We start from the raw sequence: 24587 nt of genomic DNA, 5'->3' as shown, positions 1-24587 counted from the left end.
AGAAAAAAAAGATGAGAAAAAGAATTGTTTTCTCAATTATTTTCGCTAATTTTGCAGATAAATTATTCAAAAATATATAAAATGGCTAAAAAAAGAACTGAAAAAAAGACCAAAACCTTTAGCGAAGCTATTGGTTTACAGTATATTTTCAACAATACTATCACCGACTTTTTCATAGGATTAGCCTTGGTAGTCATTGCTGTGGTTATCATCATCGCTATGATCTCCTTTCTCAACACAGGAGCCAATGACCAGAGTTTGCTCGAAAATCTGAAGCCGGGCGAATGGACCAACACGGAAAAACAGTTTCAGAACTACTGCGGATCCTGGGGAGCCATTGTATCCTATTGGCTCATTGCCATCAATTTCGGATTTCCAGCCTTCATGCTCCCATTCTTTGTCATTATGGTGGGATTGCAGATGATGCATGCCTACAAGCTGAACCTGTGGAAATGGTTCTTCTGCATGATTGTGGTCATGCTATGGATGTCGGTAACCTTTGCCAAGTTCATCGCACCTATCATGCCAAGCCTCACATTCAATCCGGGCGGAAAGCACGGACTCTTTGTCGTGCAGAATCTGGAGAACATCATGGGTCCTCCAGGACTTACTGCCATTCTTTTCTTCGTGGCGGTAGCATTCCTCACCTATCTCACCACTGAAACCATTACGGTAATCAGAAAAGCACTCAACCCTATCGGTTATATATCAAATAAGGTGAAATTTGAGATTACTAACCATGGAAAGAACAGGAAAGATACGGAAGCTATCGACGAGGTATACGCCAGCGCAGCATATGGTCCTGGCACAGAGGATGAGAAAGAAGAATATAAGGAAGAAGAACCTGCCAAAGTCATCGACCTGAATCTGGATCCGGACCAGACTTTCGCAACCCCAGACACACCTTCTACGTCTGTTGAGCCAGAAGCAGACGGACAGGAAGCTACAGGAACAGAAGGTGATACAGATAAAGATGAAACCATCGCTATAGCCAACAGCACGCAGAACGAGAATATGTCACTCATTGCACGTCAGCGCGAACTCCGTACAAAACGGGCTGAACAGGAAGCATTGGAAAAGCAAGCTGCCGAGGCTGCTGCAGCTTCTGAGCATATAGGTATGGACATCTCTGTAGCCACAGCCGACGAGAAGGCTACAGGCAACACCTTGAGCAATGCAGAAGTACTGAATACTCCGATCAATCCGAAGGAGCCGTTCACCAGATATAAATATCCGGTACTCAACCTTCTGAAGAAGTATGAGGATGACGGCGTATCCATCGATGAGGAAGAGCAGCGCGCCAACAAAAACCGCATCATCGAGGTGCTGGGCAACTTTGGCGTACAGATCAAAACCATCCGTGCTACGGTTGGTCCTACCATCACACTCTACGAAATCCAGCCTGCAGAAGGCGTACGTATCTCTAAGATCAAGAATCTGGAAGATGACATCGCCTTGAGTCTGGCAGCTCTCGGCATCCGTATCATCGCTCCTATCCCAGGTAAGGGAACCATCGGTATTGAGGTACCTAACGCAAAGGCGAACATCGTTAGTATGGAAAGTACTTTAAACTCAAAGAAATTCCAAGAAACCAAGATGGAGTTACCTATCGCTTTGGGTAAGACCATTACCAACGAAGTGTTTATGGTTGATTTGGCAAAGATTCCTCACCTGCTTGTTGCGGGTGCTACCGGACAGGGTAAATCTGTAGGTTTGAATGCCATCATCACCTCTTTATTATACAAGAAACATCCAAACGAACTCAAACTGGTTCTCATCGACCCTAAGAAGGTGGAGTTTAGCGTCTACTCCCGTATTGCCAATAAGTTTATGGCTGCGGTTCCTGATGAGGAAGAACCTATCATAACCGATGTAACCAAGGTGGTTAGAACCCTGAACAGTCTGTGTGTACTGATGGATAGCCGTTACGACTTGCTCAAAAAGGCAGGAGCACGTAACATCAAAGAATACAACCAGAAGTATATCAACCACAAGTTGAAGTTGACAGATGGACATGAGTATATGCCATACATCGTAGTGATTATAGATGAGTTCGGTGATCTGATCATGACAGCCGGCAAGGAAGTAGAACTTCCTATTGCCCGTATCGCCCAGCTGGCACGTGCCGTGGGTATCCACATGATTATTGCCACCCAGCGTCCTACAACCAGCATCATCACGGGTAATATCAAGGCTAACTTCCCTGGCCGTATCGCCTTTAAGGTTACATCTGCCATCGACTCAAAGACCATCCTTGACCGTACAGGAGCCAACCAGCTGATTGGTCGTGGTGATATGCTCTATCTCTGCGGCAACGAACCTGTACGTGTACAGTGCGCCTTTGTTGATACACCTGAAATCGAGCGCATCAACGAGTATATCTGCGAACAGCCTGGCCCTATCGAACCTATGGAGTTGCCAGAACCTGCTAATGATGAAGGAAGCGCAGGTGGAAGCGGCAGCATCAGTGCCCGCGAACTGGATCCGTTCTTCGAAGAGGCAGCCCATGCGATTGTTCTTTCGCAGCAGGGTTCTACCAGCATGATACAGCGCCGGTTCAGTATAGGCTATAACCGTGCAGGACGACTGATGGACCAGATGGAAGCTGCAGGCATCGTAGGTGCAGCACAGGGCAGCAAGCCTCGTGAGGTACTGATACAGGATGAAAACCAGCTTAATAATCTGTTAATGGCACTTCGAAACTCTTAATTTTAGTAAAGAACTAAAGGTATGAAAGAAGATAATATTGGAAAAGGTTAAATTATTAAACCCTGAAGCCGTGAAAACGTCTATGAGAGAAAAGACGTTTTTACGGCTTTATGATAGAGTATGAAATTTTAGAAGATATAATATAACATAGAATTTTAAAAGAAAGGAAAAGATAAAAATGAAAAAGATTTTAGCATTGGCTTTCGTTGCAATGATGAGCATCGGAGCCATGGCGCAGACTGCGCAACAGGTACTTGACAAGACCGCTGCCGTTATTGGCAACAAAGGTGGAGCTAGCGCCAACTTCAAGATGAGCAGTTCTAAGTATGGATCAGCAAGCGGCAGTATTGCCATCAAAGGCAACAAGTTTAACGCCCGTACCCCGCAAGCCATCGTCTGGTTCAACGGCAAGACCCAGTGGACTTATCTAAAGAAAACCAACGAGGTGAATGTCAGCAACCCTACACAGGCTCAGCAGATGTCCATGAACCCTTATACCTTTATTAATATATATAAGACTGGTTATAAGTCAACGCTCAAGACTGCAGGCAGTAACTATGTAGTACATCTCGTTGCCAATAACCAGAAACGTTCTGTAGCCGAAATGTATATCACCATCAACAAAAAGACACATATTCCATCAGTTGTCAAGATGCGACAGGGCAATACCTGGAGTACCATCACGGTAAGTAACTTCAAAGCCAAGAGCGTTTCTAACAGCACATTCAATTTCAACAGCAAGGAATGTCCTGGAGCTGAAGTCATCGACCTGAGATAATCGCCTGAAATATCGTATAAAGTTTATTTTCAAATAAGATTCCCCGCCACAACACTCCGGTAGCGTGACGGGGAATTACTTATTCCAAAAGGGTTTTAGTATCAATAATTTCCAAAAGCGAATCATAGACTCTCCCTTTTTGCACAACAAATCTTAAAACTACTATGCAATTGTAAAATATTCAAAAATACTTTGGAATATTTGCAAAAATATTTGGCAGATACAAAAGAATTGCTTATCTTTGCATCAACAAAATATAAAAACAAGTAATTATGAAACAGACAGAAGCCTATCAAAGACTCGTGGAGAAAGGTATCCGACCATCACTCCAGCGTATTGCCATTATGGATTGGCTCATCAAGCATCCCACTCATCCAACTATCGAGGATGTGTACAAAGGATTAGCCGAGAGTATCCCAACATTGAGCAAGACAACCGTTTACAACACACTCAGAATGTTGAGTGAGCACAATGCGGCTCAGATGATCACAATCGATGAACATCGCGTATGTTATGATGGAAATATTAAAAGCCACGTTCATTTCTATTGCAGAAATTGTGGCAAGGTAATTGACTTTTTCGGCGAACCAGCTCCAAAAGTGGAACCAGGAAAGGAAATTGAAGGAAACATCGTATTGGAAGAACAGCTCTACTACAGAGGAATCTGTGCAGAATGCGCTAAAAAAGGCGTAAAGTCACCTCTCACAGAGACTGTTCACTAATTCAAAAAACAATAATTATACAACAACATTTAAAACAAAAACATTATGAAGAAAAAGTTTATTTGCACCGTTTGCGGTTACATTTACGAAGGTACAGAAGCACCAGAGAAGTGCCCTATCTGCAAGGCTCCAGCCAGCAAGTTCAAAGAGATGGAAGATGCAGTAGATGACGATATGACATTTGCTACCGTTCACGTTCTCGGTCAGGCATATAAGGATGGCGTTAATGAAGACGTTATCAAGGGTTTGAAGGACCATTTCAATGGTGAGTGCGGCGAGGTAGGTATGTATCTTGCTATGGCACGCCAGGCAGATCGTGAAGGCTATCCTGAAATTGCAGAGGCTTACAAACGTTATGCCTATGAGGAGGCTGATCACGCTTCTCGTTTTGCAGAACTTCTCGGTGAGGTTTTGGGTGATACCAAGAGCAATCTCGAGGCTCGTATTGCTGCAGAGAAGGGTGCTTGTGAGGATAAGTTCCGCATTGCCAAGCTTGCTAAGGAACAGGGTTCAGATGCTATCCACGATACCGTTCATGAGATGGCTAAGGATGAAGCCCGCCACTGTGCAGGTTTTGCAGGTCTCTACAAGAGATACTTCAAGTAATAGATTTTAAAAGACGTAACTTTAAAAATTATAATACGATTATTTAGTATTGTAAGTCAAGAAAACAGGAAAGCCGATTCTTGTATAGTAATATACTTGAATCGGCTTTCTTTATGTGATGATAAATATTGTTACTTTGTTTCAGGAACCAGGAACTTGTCTCCTGTTTGCTTCATAAGTTCCTTGGCATATTTCTCAGGATAGCCAGGACGAACTGGAGTTGCACCTAATCCATAAGGAGTCTTCTCGAAACTGCCATCTTTTTTGGTTGGCTTGATAATCATATCATTATACTTCACTACCATAAACTGGAAGAGCTGTTGCCAACGCGCCAACATCTGCTGTGCCTTCTCAATACCATAATCATTGAGATACTTGACTGCAGCCTGTGGATTCTGTGCATACAGTTCCTGAGCCTTAGCCTCAACACCTGGCTGTGCAGCAAAATAGCTGTTATCCAGACTGTCACGCACCTCCTTCAAAGTTGGGAACATCTGGCTGTAACGAGGATAAACCATATTGCTGGTCATATTGCACACCCAGTAAGCATTCTTGAAACTGAAGTTTACAGCATCTGCCCCCGGTGTGTTATAACACTCAGGACGAACTGTAGAAGAACAGTAGATTGGTGTGAACGCTACCATATTGGCATCGTCATTACCAAACCAAAGAACACCGCCAATCTCTCTAGGCATCCATGAACGCATCTGGCTAACAAAAACAAAGCCACTCTGCTGGGTGCTGACAGGACGTTCGTTGAAGCACTGCTTTCCATCCACCTTAAACATCAATGGAGTTGGCCTGTAAGGCATCTGCCAGATACCACCTCCGATATCAGTGCCATCAGCAACAGAAAGAGATGTACCCTCATAATGGTCACGCATGCAAGCCTCAACATCAGCAACACTCACCTTCTTGTTTGGAACCACCCAGAGAGGCATATCTTTCGCATTAGGATCCTTGCCCAAAGCCCAATCAAGATAAGGACTCATATCATAGAAATGATTCAAGAGAGCCCAAGCACGAGCATCGCAGAAACGACGTCCTGAGAAATCAGGCTTAGCATATGCCATTTTCCATGAGAAATCAGCATCCTTGCCCTGATACCATCCCTTACTGCGAGCAAAAGAAACGACATCCTTGGCATACATCACGTTTTTCTTGTCCTTCATATTGAACTTGCCGATGCGACTCTGGTTAGCATGTGCACAAACTGCATTGTCAGGAATACGGAGAGCTACCCAAACCACGCCCTTAGAGCCTGGTCCCTTGCCCATCATCTCCATAATCCAAGCTTCGTTCGGATCACAGATGGTAAAGGTCTCGCCTTCTGAATTATAGCCGTAAGTATTAGCGAGGGTGGTCATCACTTTGATAGCCTCACGTGCCGATTTACTGCGCTGGAGAGCTACATAGATGAGTGAACCATAGTCCATGATACCGGTAGAATCAGCCATTTCCTCACGTCCACCATAAGTAGTTTCACCGATGGTGACCTGCCATTCATTGATATTGCCAATCACATTATAAGTCTCGGCAGCCTCCGGAATCTCACCATGATATTTATTGGTATCCCAATCGTAAATCTTACGCATCTCGCCCTTAGCATGCTTACCGGCAGGAAAATGACAGAGATTTTGGAACATACCATAATCATCGGCACTATATGAACACATCACAGATCCATCAACCGATGCTTTTTTTCCTACTATAAAGTTGGTACATGCCTCAGCCTCAGAGACACTGCCCATCATAGCCACAGCCATTATGGCTGAAGCGAAAATCTTATTCATAAAATATACCTTAATTTATATATACAAAGTTTATATATACAAAAAGAGAAGAGCATTTGAATTCTTCACTCTTCCCTCTTCATTCTTCACTTATTCGCAAGCCTTGAAACTCATATCCAAGCCCTTCACACTATGTGTCAAGGCACCAACTGAAATGAAATCAACTCCCTGCTCTGCATAATCGCGGATGGTATCGTAAGTAATACCGCCAGAAGACTCAGTCTCATACTTACCTGCGATGATGTCTACAGCCTTCTTGGTATCAGGCACAGAGAAGTTATCGAGCATGATACGATTTACACCACCATGCTTCAATACCTGGTCAAGTTCATCGAAACTGCGAACCTCGATTTCAATCTTCAGGTCGAGGCCCTTCTCCTTCAGATAAGCATGGCAACGGTCAATAGCATTGTCGATGCCACCGGCGAAATCGATGTGGTTGTCCTTGAGGAGAATCATATCGAAAAGACCGATACGATGGTTCATACCACCTCCGATCTTCACAGCCTGCTTCTCCAACATGCGAAGACCTGGAGTTGTCTTACGGGTATCAAGGATATGAGTCTTTGTACCCTCAAGACGCTTTACATACTTAGCAGTCATGGTAGCAATGCCACTCATACGCTGCATGATATTGAGCATCAAACGCTCTGTCTGGAGCAAAGAACGGGTCTTACCCTCTACAATCATTGCAATGTCACCCTTCTTTACATGGGTTCCATCCTGAAGCAACACTTCTACCTTCATGGTAGGATCGAAACGTGCAAATACCTTCTTTGCCATTTCAACACCTGCCAACACGCCATCTTCCTTGATAAGCAAGTGGCTCTTACCCATGGCGTCTTCTGGGATACAACACAAAGTTGTGTGGTCGCCATCACCGATATCCTCAGCAAATGCCAAGTCTATCAACTTGTCTTCTAATTGATCTACGCTTAACATATTATTAATGTTTATGTTTAATGTTTATTGATTACTTTTCCGTTCCACAGGGCACGGAGGATGCCTTCCTCATCGCGTTCCACCCGGATTTCGCCGCCTAACCATTCGGTCATCGGCAACTCCTCGCGAAACTCGAAGTAGTTCACCACCCTGCCCTCTTGTATTTCTACCACAGCCTGCTGCAATATCGAGCCATCCGGCAATATCACCTGATGGGCTCCGCATCTTCTCATTTCAGCCATATCTTAAACATCCAGACTAATTACTCCTCATCTGAATAGGTTTATCAGACATAGGAATCGGTGCACTGGTCGGAGGCGCCAAAGCTCTATCCGGACGCGCTGGAACACTCGGACCTGGTATACGGGTCTTACGAGCAGTATCTACTTTTGCCGAATCAGAAGATGCTGCAGAAGAAGAAACCGGTGCCACCTTTTTAGGATGCATACGGATGAGACGAATCTTATTGACAAACATCAGTTTAAGAGTCGTCAAAGAACCGGCATCAGAACTGAAGCCACCCTCACTCAACATAAAGTACCCCTTTATACATTTGACTCCAAGGCTATCATTATCAGCGAGTTCTACACTATAGTGCTGAGCACTCTGAATATGAACTACAGTCTGTGCCACACTATCGTTCTTGAACTGAACAGCCAGCAAAGCGATACCATCACGCATACCATCCTGGAAGATAAACTGCGATTCGAAATCAAGACGGAACCGGTCACCCTTATGGAAAGCAGTATCAGCTTCAATTTTAAAACTGCGACTGTTGAAGCCCTCATCAGGCGAGAATACCATCGAAGTAGCATCCTTCCAGATATTGGCAGTATCGCCAACAGCAGTAAGATTGTCAAAATCACTATTTCCTGCACTGTTTCCACCCAATGCAACAGCCTCTTTATCCAATCTTTCAGCCAAATCCTTATACACATCATGCAGCAATTCAGTATGGCGCATATAATAAACCATCGAACTGTCGAAGTCTGCCGAGGTGACATCATGTTTCTTCAGTACAGCCTCGCGATAAGCCAGACTATTCTTCTCACTACCACCGTCTTCGCTCTGCGCCATAGCAAGAGCGATGTGATAATCGAAGAGAATATCCGTCATCTTTCCTTTAGAGAGCACATCTCTTGGCAGCGAAGGCTTGCAAGAAGCGAAGGCTGCACAAAAGGTTACTATCCAACAGAGATAAAGAAAAGCTTTCTTCATGATTACTTGTCCTCCTTATTTTCTTGAGATTGAGACTTTATCTTTTCTTCAGCAGTTTCAATAAAAGAAGAATCTTTAACCTTCTTCTCCTTATCACCACCTCCGAGAGCTTCCAGTTCTTTTCTACAGAAAAGCAAGAGAGAAATGATGCCGACTGATACACAGGAATCTGCAAAATTGAATACAGGATCGAAGAATGTACCATGCTGTCCACCCCAGAAAGGGAACCATTCAGGCCATGTATAGGTGAAGAACGGAAAGCGGAACATATCAACCACCTTGCCCATGAGCACGGGTGCATACCCCTCGCCGAAAGGCACAAGATAAGATACATAATAAGGTGAAGCACCGGTGAAGATAAGTCCGTAGAAGATGGAATCAATCATATTGCCGATTGCACCCGTCAGAACCAGCGCCACCAAAATGATGTATAACAAGCGATAGGTACCACGCTTAATGATGCGATGCAGATAAATGCTCAACGCACAGATGGCTACCAGGCGCAACAGACTTAGCCAGAACTTGCCGATAAACGACATACCCCAAGCCATTCCGTTGTTCTCAACAAATTCGATATAAAACCAATCAGTAACACGAACAGACTCGCCAAGGCAAAAATGGGTCTTGATGTACACCTTGATAATCTGATCGATAACAAGAAGCACAACCACCATTGCCGTGACGAGCCATCCGTATTTAATTTTACTTGTTTTCTCCATTTATTACTTCTTTCTAGCCTCCTTAGAAGCTACACTCAAAGTGGCATGAGGTACAGCACGCAAACGCTCCTTAGGAATCAACTCACCTGTTTCGCGGTCAATACCATAGGTCTTGTTCTGGATACGAACCAAAGCTGCTTCCAATCCCTTGATGAACTTCTGCTGACGCTGGGCCATCTGGATGATTTCTTCCTTGCTTTGTGCTTCACTACCCTCTTCAAGAGCCTTGTAGGTTGGTGATGTATCTACCACATCATTACTGTCTGAGTGGTTCAGCTGAGCCATACAATCATGATAAGTCTGCTTTGCCACCTTCAATTTCTCATCAATGATAGCGCGGAACTCCTCGAGCTCCTGATCGCTATAACGTAGTTTTTCGTTAGCCATAGATGTTATCTATTATGTTATTTGTTAATGTTTTTAGGAAATAAGGGCTAGAAAGTTAGAAGCAAGCAGTTTGGAAATGCTCCTAACTTCTAACTCCTAACTCCTAACTATTTAATTCTTCTCTACGAGAATGTTCAACTTAAAGTCATCAAACTCGGTCTCAACACCTGCGTTGTCGCCGATTTCGATACTGTCTGCCAATACCTGACCCTTGATGTAGTCGGCGAATGCCTCGATGGCTGCGTCAGTCTCCTCATTAGGAGCCACAGTTACGTTGATGCGGTCGGTAATCTCCAGACCTGTCTCCTTGCGGAGGTTCTGGATACGGTTGATCAACTCACGAGCCATACCCTCCTTCTTCAATTCTGGGGTCAACTCTACTTCAAGCGCTACGGTCAGATTGCCCTCGTTAGATACGAGCCATCCTGGAATATCCTCAGAGATAATCTCCACGTCGGCTACCTCTACCACGGCTTCCTGTCCGTCGATATTCAATGTGATGTTGCCTGCCTTCTCAAAGGCTGCAATCTGGTCCTGATCGAGCGCTGACATCTGGGCAGCAACACCCTTCATCAGCTTGCCGAACTTCTTACCCATCACTCTAAAGTTACACTTCACCTTCTTTACGAGAATGCCCTGACCCTCAATGAAGTTAACCTCCTTCACGTTCACCTCGTTCTTCAACAGTCCTGCTACTGCCTCGATGTGTGCCTTCTGTACATCATCTACGGCAGGAATCATGATCTGCTGGAGTGGCTGACGCACCTTGATGTTCACCTTGCGGCGCAATGCCAATACCATAGAAGTAATCTTCTGGGCGATGGCCATACGCTCCTCCAAGTCGGCATCGATAGCAGCTTCATCTGCTACAGGGAACTTATCGAGATGTACGCTCTCCAACTCGCCGCCCAAGTCGTGATACAACTCGTCTGCATAGAATGGAGCGAATGGTGCCAGCAGCTTAGCCACTGTCATCAGGCAGGTATAGAGAGTCTGGTAAGCGCTCAACTTATCCTCGCTCATCTCCTTACCCCAGAAACGTTTACGGTTCAGACGAACGTACCAGTTAGAGAGGTCATCGTTTACGAATGCATCGATGAGACGGCCTGCGCGGGTTGGATCATAGCCAGCCAACTCTCTGTCAACGCCCTTGATGAGGGTATTGAGTGAAGAGAGAATCCAGCGGTCAATCTCTGGGCGCTTCTCGAATGGCACCTGAGCAGCCTCAGCATCGAAACCATCTACATTAGCATAGAGGGCGAAGAAACTGTAGGTATTATATAAGGTACCGAAGAACTTACGACGGGTCTCGTCCACACCATTAGGGTCGAACTTGAGGTTGTCCCAAGGCTCGCTGTTGGTCATCATATAGAAACGAACAGGATCGGCACCATACTTGTCAATCATCTCGAATGGGTTAGTCACGTTACCCACATGCTTACTCATCTTGTTACCCTTGGCATCGAGAACGAGACCAGAAGAGATTACGTTCTTGAAGGCTACGCTGTCGAATACCATGGTAGCGATGGCGTGCAGGGTGAAGAACCATCCACGGGTCTGATCCACGCCCTCGTTGATGAAGTCGGCTGGATAGAACTTTGGAGGAATAGCATATCCCTCGTAGGTGCTGTGGATGAGTGCATCGCGGTCTGCCTCTGTGCCACGGGCCATCTCACCCTCGAATGGGTAGTGGAGCTGGGCGTAAGGCATTGAACCTGAATCGAACCAAACGTCGATGAGGTCGCTCTCACGATACATTGGCTTGCCCTCCTCGTTAACCAATACAATCTTGTCAACGTATGGACGGTGGAGGTCAATCTTATCATAGTTCTCCTGGCTGTAGTCGCCAGGAACGAAACCATTCTCCTTCAATGGGTTGCTCTGCATGATACCGGCAGCCACAGACTTCTCGATTTCAGCATAGAGTTCCTCAAGACTGCCGATGCACTTCTCGCCACGGTTCTCATCACGCCAGATTGGCAATGGAGTACCCCAAAAGCGGGAACGTGAAAGGTTCCAGTCGTTCAGGTTCTCGAGCCAGTTGCCGAAACGGCCTGTACCGGTGCTCTCAGGCTGCCAGTTGATGGTCTTGTTGAGTTCTACCATGCGCTCCTTGCGGGCTGTATCCTTGATAAACCAGCTATCCAATGGATAATAGAGGATAGGCTTGTCGGTACGCCAGCAGTGAGGATAGTTGTGCACGTGCTTCTCGCTCTTGAAAGCCTTGCCCTCCTGCTTCAACTCGTAGCAGAGTACGATGTTCAGGTCTTCAGCCTTCTCAGAAGCCTTCTTGTCCCAGACACCATCCACATTAAACTGTGGGTCGTAGGCATTCTTCACGTAGTCGCCTGCGTGATGAGCGTATGCCTCCTTGTTGACACAAGCGTTCACGAAGTTGGCATCGAGGTCTTCGATGAGATAGAACTTACCCTGGAGGTCAACCATTGGGCGGGTCTCGCCCTTCTTATTAATAAGGTAGAGAGCTGGGATGTTGGCATCCTTAGCCACCTTGGCATCATCGGCACCGAATGTAGGTGCGATGTGAACGATACCTGTACCATCATCGGTAGTAACGTAGTCACCGAGGATTACGCGGAAAGCCTCGCTATCCATCTCGACGAACTGATCGCGACCATCCTCAGAAGCGAATACCTTCTCAGGATGAGCAGCAGCATATTCTGTTACGAAAGCCGGTGCGAAGAGATCAACCTTCTCGCATGGCTTTACCCATGGCAGGAGCTGCTCGTAGTGCATGCCTTCGAGGTCGGTACCCTTCATGTGGTCGATAATGCGCCATGGGCACTGCTTCTTCTCCTTGTCGAATGGAAGGAGATCGCCCTCCTTGCACTCCTGGTCTGCCTTCAGATATGAACCTACCAAAGCCTCAGCCATCACGAGTGTCATAGGCTCGCCATTGTAGAGGTTGTAGGTCTCGATGGCTACATAGTCAATCTTAGGACCCACACAGAGAGCCACGTTTGATGGTAGAGTCCAAGGTGTAGTGGTCCATGCGATGAAGTATGGCTTGCCCCACTTGGTCCACTCAGTCTTAGGATCCTTGATGAGGAACTGGGCTGTGGTGGTGAGGTCCTTAACATCGCGATAGCAGCCAGGCTGGTTCAACTCGTGAGAGCTCAAGCCTGTACCTGCACCTGGAGAGTATGGCTGGATGGTGTAACCCTTGTAGAGCAACCCCTTGTTGTAGAGCTGCTTGAGGAGCCACCAGAGAGTCTCGATGTACTTGTTATCGTAAGTGATATAAGGATGATCGAGATCTACGAAGTAACCCATCTTCTCGGTCAACTCGCGCCACTCAGCGGTGAACTTCATCACGTTCTCGCGACACTTGTGGTTGTAATCCTCAGTAGAGATATACTTCTCTGAAGCCTTGTTGTCGATATCCTTCTTGGTGATGCCGAGTTCCTTCTCGACACCGAGTTCAACAGGGAGTCCGTGGGTATCCCATCCCGCCTTGCGGTGAACCTGGAAACCCTTCATGGTCTTGTATCTGTTGAATGTATCCTTGATACTACGTGCCAACACGTGGTGAATACCCGGGTGGCCATTAGCTGATGGAGGTCCCTCGAAGAAGATAAACTGAGGGCAGCCTTCACGCTCGTCGATAGACTTGTGGAAGATATCATTTTTCTCCCACGCTGCTAGTACGTCATTGTTTGTCTGAGTCAAATTCAGACCGTTGTGCTCGGCAAATTTCTTAGCCATATTATCTTATATTTTTATAATGTTTTTACTTTTGGGCGCAAAGTTACAAAAAAAAAAGGTTTTACCCAAAATCTTTAATATATTTTCTACTTATATATACAAAAAAGACTCCTAAATGACTGAAAAATTGCTCTTTTCAAGTCATTTAGGAGTACTTAAACCTAAAATAAATGAAATATGATAAACTAAATGTTTCTAAAAGTAATGGCGGCTAACCATTGGCTACTTGATAACAAACTTCTTGCCATTGCAGATGTACATACCTGGAGCCAGAACGTATTCTGCATCAGAAACATTGTTCACTTCGGCAACCTTCTGACCGTTGATAGAGTAAATCTTCAACTTAGCAGGAGCCTTCTTGCTACCTACCTGGTTGATACCTGTTGAGATAGACTCGTTGGTCTTACCATCACGGTTATAAACTGCACCGTTTTCGAATTTCAAGTCCTTTGTCTGCTGCCCACTGCCGTTGTTGAAGATGATCATAGTAGGAGCAGTTGTCAAATCGCCATCATACTTCCACATCCAAACATCCAAACCATTCTTCTTCATGTTAGTCTTGGTACAGCTTACACCTGGCCAGTTACCACCGGTAAAGTTGTCTGTATCATTCCAAACCCAGCAATCTACCTGACTCCAGTCTGAAGGAGCGAGGAAGTAAGCGAAGATACCTGTTGGAGTAGGAATAACTACCTCTTTCATCTTGTTGAAGGTTGCAGAACCAGTCTTGGTTTCGTTATCTGCATTGGTTGCACTCCAAGTTACAGTCTTGCTCTCGCCTTCCATCATGTCAGCACCGAGTGTGAATGTAGCAGCCTTACCAGGGGTAAGAGCCACCTGCTCACCATTACCGATCTTGTACCAACCGCTCTTGGCATTGTTGCTCAATGTGGCTGTTACAGTGACAGTCTTCTCGAAGTCACCACCGTTAGGGCTGAAAGTAACCTTGGCTGCAGTATTGACAGGAGCGTCAATCTTCTGAGCATTTGCACCGCCGTCATACTTCAGGTAGATATCACCTGTGATACCAGAGATTTCACCAGACTGTGCACCGCTATTATTATTCAAGATGACATTGAAGTTATCTACGCCATCAAAAGCGTAAGTCCAGTACTTTTCGCCATTGATTTCTTCAGACTCTGTCATCTTTGTACCAGGCCAATCGCCTGTCAATTTCTTAACAGAAGAACCTTTTGACCAAGCATAGATAAAAGGAGCATTTTCTGCCTGTACGTAAACCATGATAGTAGCATTAGGGTCCACCTTCTTGAAGGTCAAGCTACCGCTCTTTACTTTACCGTCCTGGGCCTCTGCGCTCCACTCAATAGTCTTGGTGTCGCCAAAGTTCATACCTTCGCCTATGGTAAGGTTCTCACTCACACCAGGAGTCAAGTTCACCTTATCCTGACCTTGTATCTGATACCAACCAGACTTAGCGTCTTCAGAGAGAGTAACTGTCAGGTTAATAGTCTCAGTACGGAATGATCCACCTGCCTGTGAGAATAAAACGCTTGCTGGCTGAATAGGGCCCTGCTCGTTCCAAATTGTACCAGCCTCTTCATTACCATCATAAGCCTGACCGTCCAGAGACTTAGCTGTAGTATCGTAGATGAAAGCACCATCCTCACCGATCTTGCCATCCTTCCAGTCCTTTACGAGAACACGGAGCTGACCCTGAGTAGATGGAGCTTCTACTTCAATAGTAGAACCTGTATATGTCTTACCAGTTACCACGTCGGTATAAGTACCAGCTGGGCAATCTGTGAAGGTAGCACCACCATTGAGGGCTACGAGCGCATAGCAATCCTTAGTAGCACGCTTGAAAGCGATACCATTCTTACCTGTTGCCTTACAACCATCTGTTGTCCACTGACCCTTACGGAGAGCAGGAACAGCCTGACGAATCTTGTTCAAACGGATGAGGTGCTGAGCTACATCGTGATTCAAAGAAGCAGCTACGTTACCTGTAGCCTTATACTCACCGAAGTCTGTTGCTGTTACATCACCTGTGATATAACCACCGAAGTAAGCACGACCAGTTTCAGAAAGAGGACCGTTAGGACCTGGGTCGATTCTTACACCACGACGGAAACCAACCTCAGAACCATAGTAGATACATGGAATACCACGGAAGGTAAACAAGAGAGAGAGGTTCTCAGCCCACTGAGCATCTGTACCACCGAAACGGTTGAGATCGTTAGGGCCTGGACTGTAGTCATGGCTGTCAATATATACTACATTGTATGTAGCGTCATTATAGAGTTCGTCTTCCGCTGAAAGACGGAATGCATCTTTAGCTGTATTGTAGCTATAGTGCATTGGGAAGTCGATGACATTAAAACCACTTGCCTCAGAATAGTCTGGCTCATGCCATGCACCATTGATCATCTTAGCATTTTCGCTCTTCTTGTCACCAAATGTTTCCTTACCGCAGAGTGCCTGAGGACCGATAGGTCCAGAACCCTCTGGCAATACCTGACTGTCCCAGAAGCTTTGGCTTCCATCCCACTGGTTCATCAAAGACTCATCAGACTTCCATGTATAGAAGTAGCAAGAAAGATTGGCCTGACCTCTATAGGTTGCTTCGTGACCACGGGTACAAACCTCACCATACATAAAGAAAGGAGCCTTGTTCAATCGCTTATTCTCGTACTGCTTACCGAGGGCAGCAAACTGTGGAACGAACTGATGGTTGAAAGTGAGTCGTGAGATGTGACCGGAGGTATCGATACGGAAACCATCCACACCCATCTTGATGAACTGACCATAGCAATCTACGAGATACTTAGCTACCTCGTCGTTCTCTGTATTGAGGTCAACACAGTCACCAGCAATCTGACCCCACCAACGGGATGGATCATCCCAACCGAACTGACCGTAATGGTGCCAGTAGTTGTGAATATCACGGTTCTGACCGTCCATATTCTTCATCATGGTAAGACGACGATGGTATTGATCTTTTGGAAGGATGGTCAGGTAGTCACTACCCAAAGTTTCTGTAGGGGTCATACAAGCATCGATGTAAGCTTGGTTGCGAAGTTGTGTATCACGATCGAACAGCTTGCAGAGCTTCTCCTCACCGAAGTTACCGGTGTGGTTGAGCACTATGTCAAGAATGATCTTGATACCCTTGGCGTGAGCCTTGTCGATGAGTTCCTGGAACATCACGTCACCGCTCTTACCATCACTGCTCTGATAGCGGCAGTCTACATGCTGGAAATCCATGGCATGATAGCCGTGGTAGTCATAACCGGATGCGTTCTGTACGACAGGAGTGATCCAGATGGCTGTGAAACCAAGCGCCTTGATGTAGTCGAGCTTGTCGATGACGCCCTGGAAGTCGCCTCGCCAGCAAGGGTCTTTTGTTTCAATCTGTGCTGCCTGATTGTCCCAGCAGAGCACATTGTTTTTAGGATCACCATCGTAGAAACGAGTGGTAATCATGAAATAGATACTTTCGTCTCGGAAGTCAGTACGATCGCTGGTAAACGTATCCGTAGCCATCGTCTGCATAGAGACCAACATGAGCATAAGAACCGCCCATAATTTTGCGGCAAGTTTTTTCATAATGAAATTGTTAAGTTTAAAATTGAATAGTTGAATAATTACACCGCAAAATTACGAATTCTTTTTATAAATACTATAAAACAAATCACTTTTCTATTGTTTTTCCTGTGCAATCGATTTCGCAACAACAAAGAAAAAGAGGCTGAATTTCACAAAACGAATATTTGCAAAAATCAGCCTCTTTCAGAGGATATTATGTACATAAACTGCTAACAGTATGGGACAAACTCACACTACCCGCTTACAGAGCAGGCGAAGTGCTTGTTTTAGTCCCAAAGTAGCGGTAATTTATTTGATAACAAACTTCTTGCCATTGCAGATATACATACCTGGAGCCAAAACGTATTCTGCATCAGAAACCTTGTTTACTTCGGCTACCTTCACACCATTGATAGAGTAAATCTTCAACTTAGCAGGAGCCTTCTTGCTACCTACCTGGTTGATACCTGTTGAGACAGACTCATTGGTCTTACCATCACGGTTATAAACTGCACCGTTTTCGAAAACAAAATCGTTTGTCTGCTGACCACCGCCGTTGTTGAAGATGATATTGGTAGGAGCAGTTGTCAAATCGCCATCATACTTCCACATCCAGACATCCAAACCATTCTTCTTCACACCGATCTTGGTACATGCTACACCAGGCCAACCACCAGCATATTCCACTGGACCATCACTCCAAGCGTAAGCATGAATATTACTCCAGTCTGAAGGAGCGAGGAAGTAAGCGAAGATACCTGTTGGAGTAGGAATAACTACCTCTTTCATCTTGTTGAAGGTTGCAGAACCTGTCTTGGTTTCGTTATCTGCACTGGTTGCACTCCAAGTTACAGTCTTGCTCTCGCCTTCCATCATGTCAGCACCGAGTGTGAATGTAGCAGCCTTACCAGGGGTAAGAGCCACCTGCTCGCCGTTGCCAATCTTATACCAACCGCTCTGGGCATTGTTGCTCAATGTTGCTGTCACGGTAACAGTCTTCTCGAAGTCACCACCGTTAGGGCTCAAAGTAACCTTGGCAGCAGCAACTGTATTGACAGGAGCGTCAATCTTCTTGGCACTTGTACCACCATCATACTCCAAGTAGATATCACCTGTAATACCAGAGATTTCACCAGACTGAGCACCGCTACCATTATTCAATATTACATTGAAGCTCTCTACTCCATCAAAAGTCTTGTACCAGTAGTTGACACCACCAATTTCTTCAGGACCATCCATGGTCTTACCGTGCCATGCACCTGTCAACTCCTTAGCTGGAGTACTAGGAACCCAAGCATAGATAGTTGGAGCCTTGTCTGCCTTTACATATACGGTGATAGATGCGTTAGGATCAACCTTGGTATAAGTAACCTTACCAGTCTTCTCGCCTTCAGAGCTTGTAGCGCTCCAAGTCACAGTCTTGGTCTGATTGAAGTTCATGCCTTCACCGATAGTGAAGGTGGCAGCCTCACCAGGAGTCAAATCTACCTTGTCCTGTCCCTCTATCTGGTACCAACCAGACAAGGCGTCTTCAGAGAGTGTTGCGGTAACAGTTACCGTATTGGTGCGGAAACTACCGCCAGCTGGAGAAAGAGAAACGCTTACTGGCTGAAGAGGAGTCTCGTCAACCCAAGTTGTACCAGCCTCTTCATTGCCATCATAGTCCTGACCACCCTTATGCTGAGCTGCAGTTTCGTAGATGAAAGCACCATCATCAATGAGCTTGCCACCCTTCCAGTCTTTCACGAGAACGCGAACCTGACCCTTATTACTAGGAGCATCAACGGTGATAGTAGAACCTGTGTAAGTCTTGCCTGTTACCAAGTCTGTATAAGTACCAGCTGGGCAATCTGTGAAAGTAGCACCACCATTGAGGGCTACAAGTGCATAACTGTCCTTATAAGCACGCTTGAAAGCGATACCGCCGTTAGCAGCACAACCCTCGTCTGTCCACTGACCCTTACGGAGAGCAGGAACAGCCTGACGAATCTTGTTCAGACGGATGAGGTGCTGAGCCAAATCATGATTCAATGAGGCAGCCACATTACCAGAAGCCTTGTATTCACCGAAGTCTGATGCTTCTACATCACCTGTGATATAACCACCGAAGTAAGCACGACCGGTGTTAGAAAGAGGACCATTAGGACCTTTGTCAATCACAGAACCACGACGGAAACCTACCTCAGAACCATAATAGAGACATGGGATTCCACGGAAGGTAAACATCAGAGAGAGATTCTCAGCCCACTGAGCATCACTACCAGAGAAACGGATACCATCACTTGGCTGAGGACCGTAGTCATGACTATCTACATATACTACATTATAAGTAGCATCATTGTATTTCATATCACCAGACTTAGCCAAGCCGTATGCACTTCCTGCATTAGAGAAGTTGTAGTGCAATGGGAAGTCGATTACATTGAAACCGCTTGACTGAGAATAGTCTGGCTCATGCCATGCACCATTCAGCATAAAGGTATTATTGCTTTCAGGAGAATCAGCATTATCTTTCTCGCAGAGAGGCATCAGCTTAGCATCATAACCTGTACCACTGTCATAGATTTCCTGAGTGTCCCAGTATGACTGGCTGCCATCAAAGCCATCCATCAGATCCTTTGGAGCCTTCCATGTATAATAATAAGGTGAAAGGTTGTCCTGACCACGGTACTGCACACTACCGAAACGGGCACAAACCTCACCATACATAAAGAAAGGAGCCTTGTTCAATCGCTTGTCCTCGTACTGCTTACCGAGGGCAGCAAACTGAGGAATGAACTGCTTGCAGAAGGTAAGACGTGAAATGTGACCGGATGTATCAATACGGAAACCATCGACACCCATCTTGATGAAATTGCCATAGCATTTGACAAGATAATCAGCCACTGTATTATTCTCAGTATTGAGGTCCACACAGTCACCTGCAATCTGAGCCCACCAACGATTAGGTAAGTCCCAGTTGAAGTTACCGAAATGGTGCCAGTAGTTGTGTGGATCATGATTCTGACCATCGGTATTCTTCATCATGGCAAGACGACGCTGATACTGATAACCAGGCTGAAGACCTGGATAGTCACTACCCAATGTTTCCAAATTAGGAATCATACAAGCATTGATGTCTGCCTGGTTACGAAGACGAGTATCACGGTCGAACTCCTTGCAAAAATGCTCCTCACCGAAGTTACCGGTGTGGTTGAGCACGATGTCAAGAATAATCTTGATACCCTTTTTGTGAGCTTTGTCGATGAGTTCCTGGAACATCACGTCACCGCTCTTTTTGCCGTCACCGCTCTGATAACGGCAATCTACCTTGGAGAAATCCGAAGCATGATAGCCGTGGTAGTCATAACCGGATGCATTCTGTACGACAGGAGTAATCCAGATGGCAGTGAAACCTAACGCCTTGATGTAGTCGAGCTTATCGATGACACCCTGGAAGTCACCTCGCCAACAAGGGTCCTTGGTACTCTTCTGTGCTTCCTGGTTGTCCCAGCAGAGCACATTGTTACTTGGATCACCATCGTAGAAACGAGTGGTCATCATGAAATAGATACTTTCGTCTCGGAAGTCAGTACGATTCGATGTAAACACATCGGTAGCCATCGTCTGCAAGGAGACCAACATGAGCATAAGAACCGCCCATAATTTTGCGGCAAGTTTTTTCATAATGAAATTGTTAAGTTTAAAATTGAATAGTTGAATAATTACACCGCAAAATTACGAATTCTTTTTATATATACTATAAAACAATTCGCTTTTCTATTGTTTTTCCTGTGCAATCGATTTCGCAATAACAAAGAAAAAGAGGCTGAATTTCACAAAACGGATATTTGCAAAAATCAGCCTCTTTCAGAGGATATTTTGTACATAAACTGCTAACCTATGGGGACAAACTCACACTACCCGCTTACAGAGCAGGCGAAGTGCTTGTTTTAGTCCCAAAGTAGCGGTAATTTATTTGATAACAAACTTCTTGCCATTGCAGATATACATACCTGGAGCCAGAACGTATTCTGCATCAGAAACCTTGTTTACTTCGGCAACCTTCACACCATTGATAGAGTAAATCTTCAACTTAGCAGGAGCCTTCTTGCTACCTACCTGGTTGATGCCTGTTGAGACAGACTCGTTGGTCTTACCGTCAATGTTATAAACTGCACCGTTTTCGAATTCCAAATCCTTTGTCTGCGTACCATTACCATTGTTGAAGATGATCATAGTAGGAGCAGTTGTCAAATCACCATCATACTTCCACATCCAGACGTCCAAACCATTCTTCTTCACACCGATCTTGGTACATGCTACACCTGGCCATTTACCACCGGTAAAGTTCACGTTCTCAGAATCATTCCAAGCCCAACAGTCTACCTGACTCCAGTCTGAAGGAGCGAGGAAGTAAGCGAAGATACCTGTTGGAGTAGGAATAACTACCTCTTTAATCTTGTTGAAGGTTGCAGAACCAGTCTTAGCCTTATCCTCTGCATTAGTTGCGCTCCAAGTTACAGTCTTGCTCTCGCCTTCCATCATGTCAGCACCGAGGGTGAAGGTAACTGGCTTGCCAGGAGTCAGATTAACCTGCTCGCCATCGCCAATCTTATACCAACCGCTCTTGGCATTGTTGCTGAGGGTTGCTGTTACGGAGATAGTCTTCTCGAACTCACCACCATTAGGACTCAAAGTAACCTTGGCTGCAGCATTGACAGGAGCGTCAATCTTCTTGGCACTTTTACCACCATCATACTCCAAGTAGATATCGCTTGTGATACCAGTGATATTACCAGACTGTGCACCGCTACCATTATTCAAGATGACATTGAAGTTCTCTACGCCATCGAAAGAGTAAGACCAGTATTTAGCACCATCAATCTCCTCAGGACCTTTCATCACCTTACCAGGCCATGAACCTGTCAAATTCTTACCGTCAACACCTGTTGTCCAAGCGTGGATGTAAGGAGCCTTGTCTGCCTTTACATATACGGTGATAGCTGCGTTAGGATCTACCTTGGTATATGTAACCTTACCAGTCTTCTCCTTGCCTTCAGAGCTTGTTACACTCCAAGTCACTGTCTTGGTGTCATTGAAGTTCATGTCTTCACCGATAGTGAAGGTAACAGGCTTACCAGGGGTCAAATCTACCTTGTCTTGTCCCTCTATCTGATACCAAGCAGACGTAGCATCTTCTGAGACCTCAGCGGTAACAGTTACCGTATTGGTACGGAAAGTACCACCAGCTGGAGAAAGAGAAACGCTTACAGGCATAAGAGGAGCCTCGTCAACCCAAGTTGTACCAGCCTCTTCATTACCATCATAGGTCTGGTCACCCAGAGACTTGGCTGTTGTATCGTAGATGAAAGCACCATCATCAATGAGCTTGCCACCAGTCCAGTCTTTCACGAGTACGCGAACCTGACCCTGATTATTAGGAGCATCAACAGTGATAGTAGAACCTGTGTAAGTCTTGCCTGTTACCAAGTCTGTATAAGTACCAGCTGGGCAATCTGTGAAAGTAGCACCACCATTGAGGGCTACGAGTGCATAACTGTCCTTATAAGCACGCTTGAAGGCGATACCACCATTGGCAGGAGTACAACCATCGCTAGTCCACTGACCCTTACGGAGAGCAGGAACAGCCTGACGAATCTTGTTCAGACGGATGAGGTGCTGAGCCACATCATGATTCAATGAGGCAGCCGCATTACCTGTTGCTGTGTAGTCACCGAAATCTTTGGCTTTTACATCACCTGTGATATAACCACCGAAGTAAGCACGACCAGTTTCAGAAAGAGGACCATTAGGACCTCTGTCAATCACAACATCGCGACGAAAACCTACCTCAGAACCATAATAGAGACATGGGATTCCACGGAAGGTGAACATCAGAGAGAGATTCTCTGCCCACTGAGCGTCTGAGCCGCCAAAACGAGACCCTGATCCAGGACCATAGTCGTGACTATCTACATATACCACATTATAGGTAGCGTCATTATATTTCATATCACCAGACTTTGCCAAGCCGTATGCGGTGGCAGCATTACCGAAGTTGTAGTGCAATGGGAAGTCGATTACATTGAAACCGCTTGACTGAGAATAGTCTGGCTCATGCCATGCGCCATTCAGCATAAAGGTATTGTTGCTTTCAGGAGAATTCGCATTATCTTTCTCGCAGAGAGGCATCAGCTTATCATCATAACCTGAACCTGTGTCATAAATTTCCTGAGTGTCCCAGTATGACTGGCTGCCATCAAACTGATCCATCAAGTTCTGTGGAGCCTTCCATGTATAATAATAAGGTGAAAGGTTGTCCTGACCACGGTACTGCACACCACTGTAACGGGAACAAACCTCACCATACATGAAGAATGGAGCCTTGTTCAATCGCTTGTCCTCGTACTTCTTACCGAGGGCAGCAAACTGAGGAATGAACTGCTTGCAGAAGGTAAGACGTGAGATGTGACCGGATGTATCAATACGGAAACCATCGACACCCATCTTGATGAAATTGCCATAGCATTTGACAAGATATTCAGCCACTGTATTATTCTCAGTATTGAAGTCCACACAGTCACCTGCAATCTGAGCCCACCAGCGATTAGGAAAGTCCCAGTTGAAGCTACCCAAATGGTGCCAGTAGTTGTGTGAATCATGATTCTGACCATCGGTATTCTTCATCAGGGCAAGACGACGCTGATACTGTGCCGCAGGCAAAAGACTTGGATAGTCACTACCCAATATTTCTGGATTAGGAATCATACAAGCATTGATGTCTGCCTGGTTACGAAGACGTGTATCACGGTCGAACTCCTTGCAAAAATGCTCCTCACCGAAGTTACCGGAGTGGTTGAGCACGATATCGAGGATAATCTTGATACCCTTTTCGTGAGCCTTGTCGATGAGTTCCTGGAACATCACGTCACCGCTCTTTTTGCCGTCACCACTCTGATAACGGCAATCTACCTTGGAGAAATCCGAAGCATGATAGCCGTGGTAGTCATAACCGGATGCATTCTGTACGACAGGAGTAATCCAGATGGCAGTGAAACCTAACGCCTTGATGTAGTCGAGCTTGTCGATGACACCCTGGAAGTCACCTCGCCAACAAGGGTCCTTGGTACTCATCTGTGCTTCCTGGTTATCCCAGCAAAGCACATTGTTTTTAGGATCTCCATCGTAGAAACGCGTGGTGATCATGAAGTAAATACTTTCGTCTCGGAAGTCAGTACGATTCGATGTAAACACATCGGTAGCCATCGTCTGCATAGAGACCAACATGAGCATAAGAACCGCCCATAATTTTGCGGCAAGTTTTTTCATAATGAAATTGTTAAGTTTAAAATTGAATAGTTGATAATTACACCACAAAATTACGAATTCTTTTTATATATACTATAAAACAATTCACTTTTCTATTGTTTTTTCTGTGCAATCGATTTCGCAACAACAAAGA

Annotated in this window: 14 protein-coding genes; 4 read left to right on the top strand and 10 right to left on the bottom strand. The window is 45.5% G+C overall.

The window, feature by feature from the left end; translation table 11 throughout:
- The first annotated feature begins 81 nt into the window (after positions 1 to 81).
- From NNC77_RS01975 to NNC77_RS01960, 4 genes are all read left to right on the top strand, one after another.
- Positions 82 to 2709: an FtsK/SpoIIIE family DNA translocase gene (locus NNC77_RS01975; RefSeq protein WP_254969750.1), complete on the top strand. Its 2628-nt coding sequence runs from the start codon at positions 82 to 84 to the stop codon at positions 2707 to 2709.
- Between the two features lie 178 nt (positions 2710 to 2887).
- Positions 2888 to 3487, top strand: a complete 600-nt coding sequence (locus NNC77_RS01970) for a LolA-like putative outer membrane lipoprotein chaperone (protein ID WP_254969751.1) — start codon at positions 2888 to 2890, stop codon at positions 3485 to 3487.
- 272 nt (positions 3488 to 3759) lie between these two features.
- On the top strand, positions 3760 to 4209 hold the full coding sequence (locus NNC77_RS01965) for a Fur family transcriptional regulator (RefSeq protein ID WP_117693059.1): 450 nt from the start codon (positions 3760 to 3762) through the stop codon (positions 4207 to 4209).
- A 45-nt stretch (positions 4210 to 4254) separates the two neighbouring features.
- Positions 4255 to 4815, top strand: a complete 561-nt coding sequence (locus tag NNC77_RS01960; protein ID WP_022120967.1) for an NADH peroxidase — start codon at positions 4255 to 4257, stop codon at positions 4813 to 4815.
- Positions 4816 to 4946: 131 nt separating this feature from the next.
- On the opposite strand, the gene NNC77_RS01955 is transcribed toward NNC77_RS01960, so the two are convergent.
- From NNC77_RS01955 to NNC77_RS01910, 10 genes are all read right to left on the bottom strand, one after another.
- Positions 4947 to 6581, bottom strand: a complete 1635-nt coding sequence (locus NNC77_RS01955; protein WP_437183268.1) for a dipeptidase — start codon at positions 6579 to 6581, stop codon at positions 4947 to 4949.
- A 117-nt stretch (positions 6582 to 6698) separates the two neighbouring features.
- Positions 6699 to 7550 (bottom strand): carboxylating nicotinate-nucleotide diphosphorylase, encoded by an 852-nt coding sequence (nadC, locus tag NNC77_RS01950; protein ID WP_006846832.1) that lies wholly within the window; start codon positions 7548 to 7550, stop codon positions 6699 to 6701.
- Between the two features lie 17 nt (positions 7551 to 7567).
- The gene (locus NNC77_RS01945; protein ID WP_117586629.1) at positions 7568 to 7792 is read right to left on the bottom strand and encodes a hypothetical protein; all 225 of its coding nucleotides are present in this window, start codon (positions 7790 to 7792) and stop codon (positions 7568 to 7570) included.
- Positions 7793 to 7808: 16 nt separating this feature from the next.
- Complete coding sequence (locus NNC77_RS01940; RefSeq protein ID WP_254969753.1) at positions 7809 to 8768, bottom strand: DUF4296 domain-containing protein; 960 nt, start codon at positions 8766 to 8768, stop codon at positions 7809 to 7811.
- Positions 8769 to 8770: 2 nt separating this feature from the next.
- Entirely contained in the window at positions 8771 to 9487 is a 717-nt protein-coding gene (locus NNC77_RS01935; protein ID WP_022120971.1) for a lipoprotein signal peptidase, read from the bottom strand.
- Between the two features lie 3 nt (positions 9488 to 9490).
- Positions 9491 to 9874: a TraR/DksA family transcriptional regulator gene (locus NNC77_RS01930; RefSeq protein ID WP_022120972.1), complete on the bottom strand. Its 384-nt coding sequence runs from the start codon at positions 9872 to 9874 to the stop codon at positions 9491 to 9493.
- Between the two features lie 111 nt (positions 9875 to 9985).
- Complete coding sequence (gene ileS / locus NNC77_RS01925; RefSeq protein ID WP_254969754.1) at positions 9986 to 13597, bottom strand: isoleucine--tRNA ligase; 3612 nt, start codon at positions 13595 to 13597, stop codon at positions 9986 to 9988.
- A 222-nt stretch (positions 13598 to 13819) separates the two neighbouring features.
- A complete protein-coding gene (locus NNC77_RS01920) occupies positions 13820 to 17164 on the bottom strand; it encodes an alpha-amylase family glycosyl hydrolase (RefSeq protein ID WP_153104414.1) in 3345 nt (1114 codons plus the stop codon).
- A gap of 288 nt (positions 17165 to 17452) precedes the next feature.
- Complete coding sequence (locus tag NNC77_RS01915) at positions 17453 to 20809, bottom strand: alpha-amylase family glycosyl hydrolase (protein ID WP_254969756.1); 3357 nt, start codon at positions 20807 to 20809, stop codon at positions 17453 to 17455.
- Between the two features lie 288 nt (positions 20810 to 21097).
- Complete coding sequence (locus NNC77_RS01910; protein ID WP_153118824.1) at positions 21098 to 24454, bottom strand: alpha-amylase family glycosyl hydrolase; 3357 nt, start codon at positions 24452 to 24454, stop codon at positions 21098 to 21100.
- Positions 24455 to 24587 lie beyond the last annotated feature (133 nt).

The sequence above is a fragment of the Segatella copri genome, from assembly GCF_024330485.1.
GTDB classification, from domain to species: Bacteria; Bacteroidota; Bacteroidia; order Bacteroidales; family Bacteroidaceae; genus Prevotella; species Prevotella copri_L.
Note: the sequence above shows the minus strand (reverse complement) of the source record. Positions and strands in the feature narration are given on the sequence as shown.

Bases quoted from the DNA above. Each gene is read 5' to 3' on its own strand.
- nadC (WP_006846832.1), bottom strand. From the start codon at position 7,550: ATGTTAAGCGTAGATCAATTAGAAGACAAGTTGATAGACTTGGCATTT.
- ileS (WP_254969754.1), bottom strand. From the start codon at position 13,597: ATGGCTAAGAAATTTGCCGAGCACAACGGTCTGAATTTGACTCAGACA.
- NNC77_RS01930 (WP_022120972.1), bottom strand. From the start codon at position 9,874: ATGGCTAACGAAAAACTACGTTATAGCGATCAGGAGCTCGAGGAGTTC.
- NNC77_RS01960 (WP_022120967.1), top strand. From the start codon at position 4,255: ATGAAGAAAAAGTTTATTTGCACCGTTTGCGGTTACATTTACGAAGGT.
- NNC77_RS01935 (WP_022120971.1), bottom strand. From the start codon at position 9,487: ATGGAGAAAACAAGTAAAATTAAATACGGATGGCTCGTCACGGCAATG.
- NNC77_RS01945 (WP_117586629.1), bottom strand. From the start codon at position 7,792: ATGGCTGAAATGAGAAGATGCGGAGCCCATCAGGTGATATTGCCGGAT.
- NNC77_RS01970 (WP_254969751.1), top strand. From the start codon at position 2,888: ATGAAAAAGATTTTAGCATTGGCTTTCGTTGCAATGATGAGCATCGGA.
- NNC77_RS01955 (WP_437183268.1), bottom strand. From the start codon at position 6,581: ATGGCTGTGGCTATGATGGGCAGTGTCTCTGAGGCTGAGGCATGTACC.
- NNC77_RS01975 (WP_254969750.1), top strand. From the start codon at position 82: ATGGCTAAAAAAAGAACTGAAAAAAAGACCAAAACCTTTAGCGAAGCT.
- NNC77_RS01965 (WP_117693059.1), top strand. From the start codon at position 3,760: ATGAAACAGACAGAAGCCTATCAAAGACTCGTGGAGAAAGGTATCCGA.
- NNC77_RS01940 (WP_254969753.1), bottom strand. From the start codon at position 8,768: ATGAAGAAAGCTTTTCTTTATCTCTGTTGGATAGTAACCTTTTGTGCA.
- NNC77_RS01915 (WP_254969756.1), bottom strand. From the start codon at position 20,809: ATGAAAAAACTTGCCGCAAAATTATGGGCGGTTCTTATGCTCATGTTG.
- NNC77_RS01920 (WP_153104414.1), bottom strand. From the start codon at position 17,164: ATGAAAAAACTTGCCGCAAAATTATGGGCGGTTCTTATGCTCATGTTG.
- NNC77_RS01910 (WP_153118824.1), bottom strand. From the start codon at position 24,454: ATGAAAAAACTTGCCGCAAAATTATGGGCGGTTCTTATGCTCATGTTG.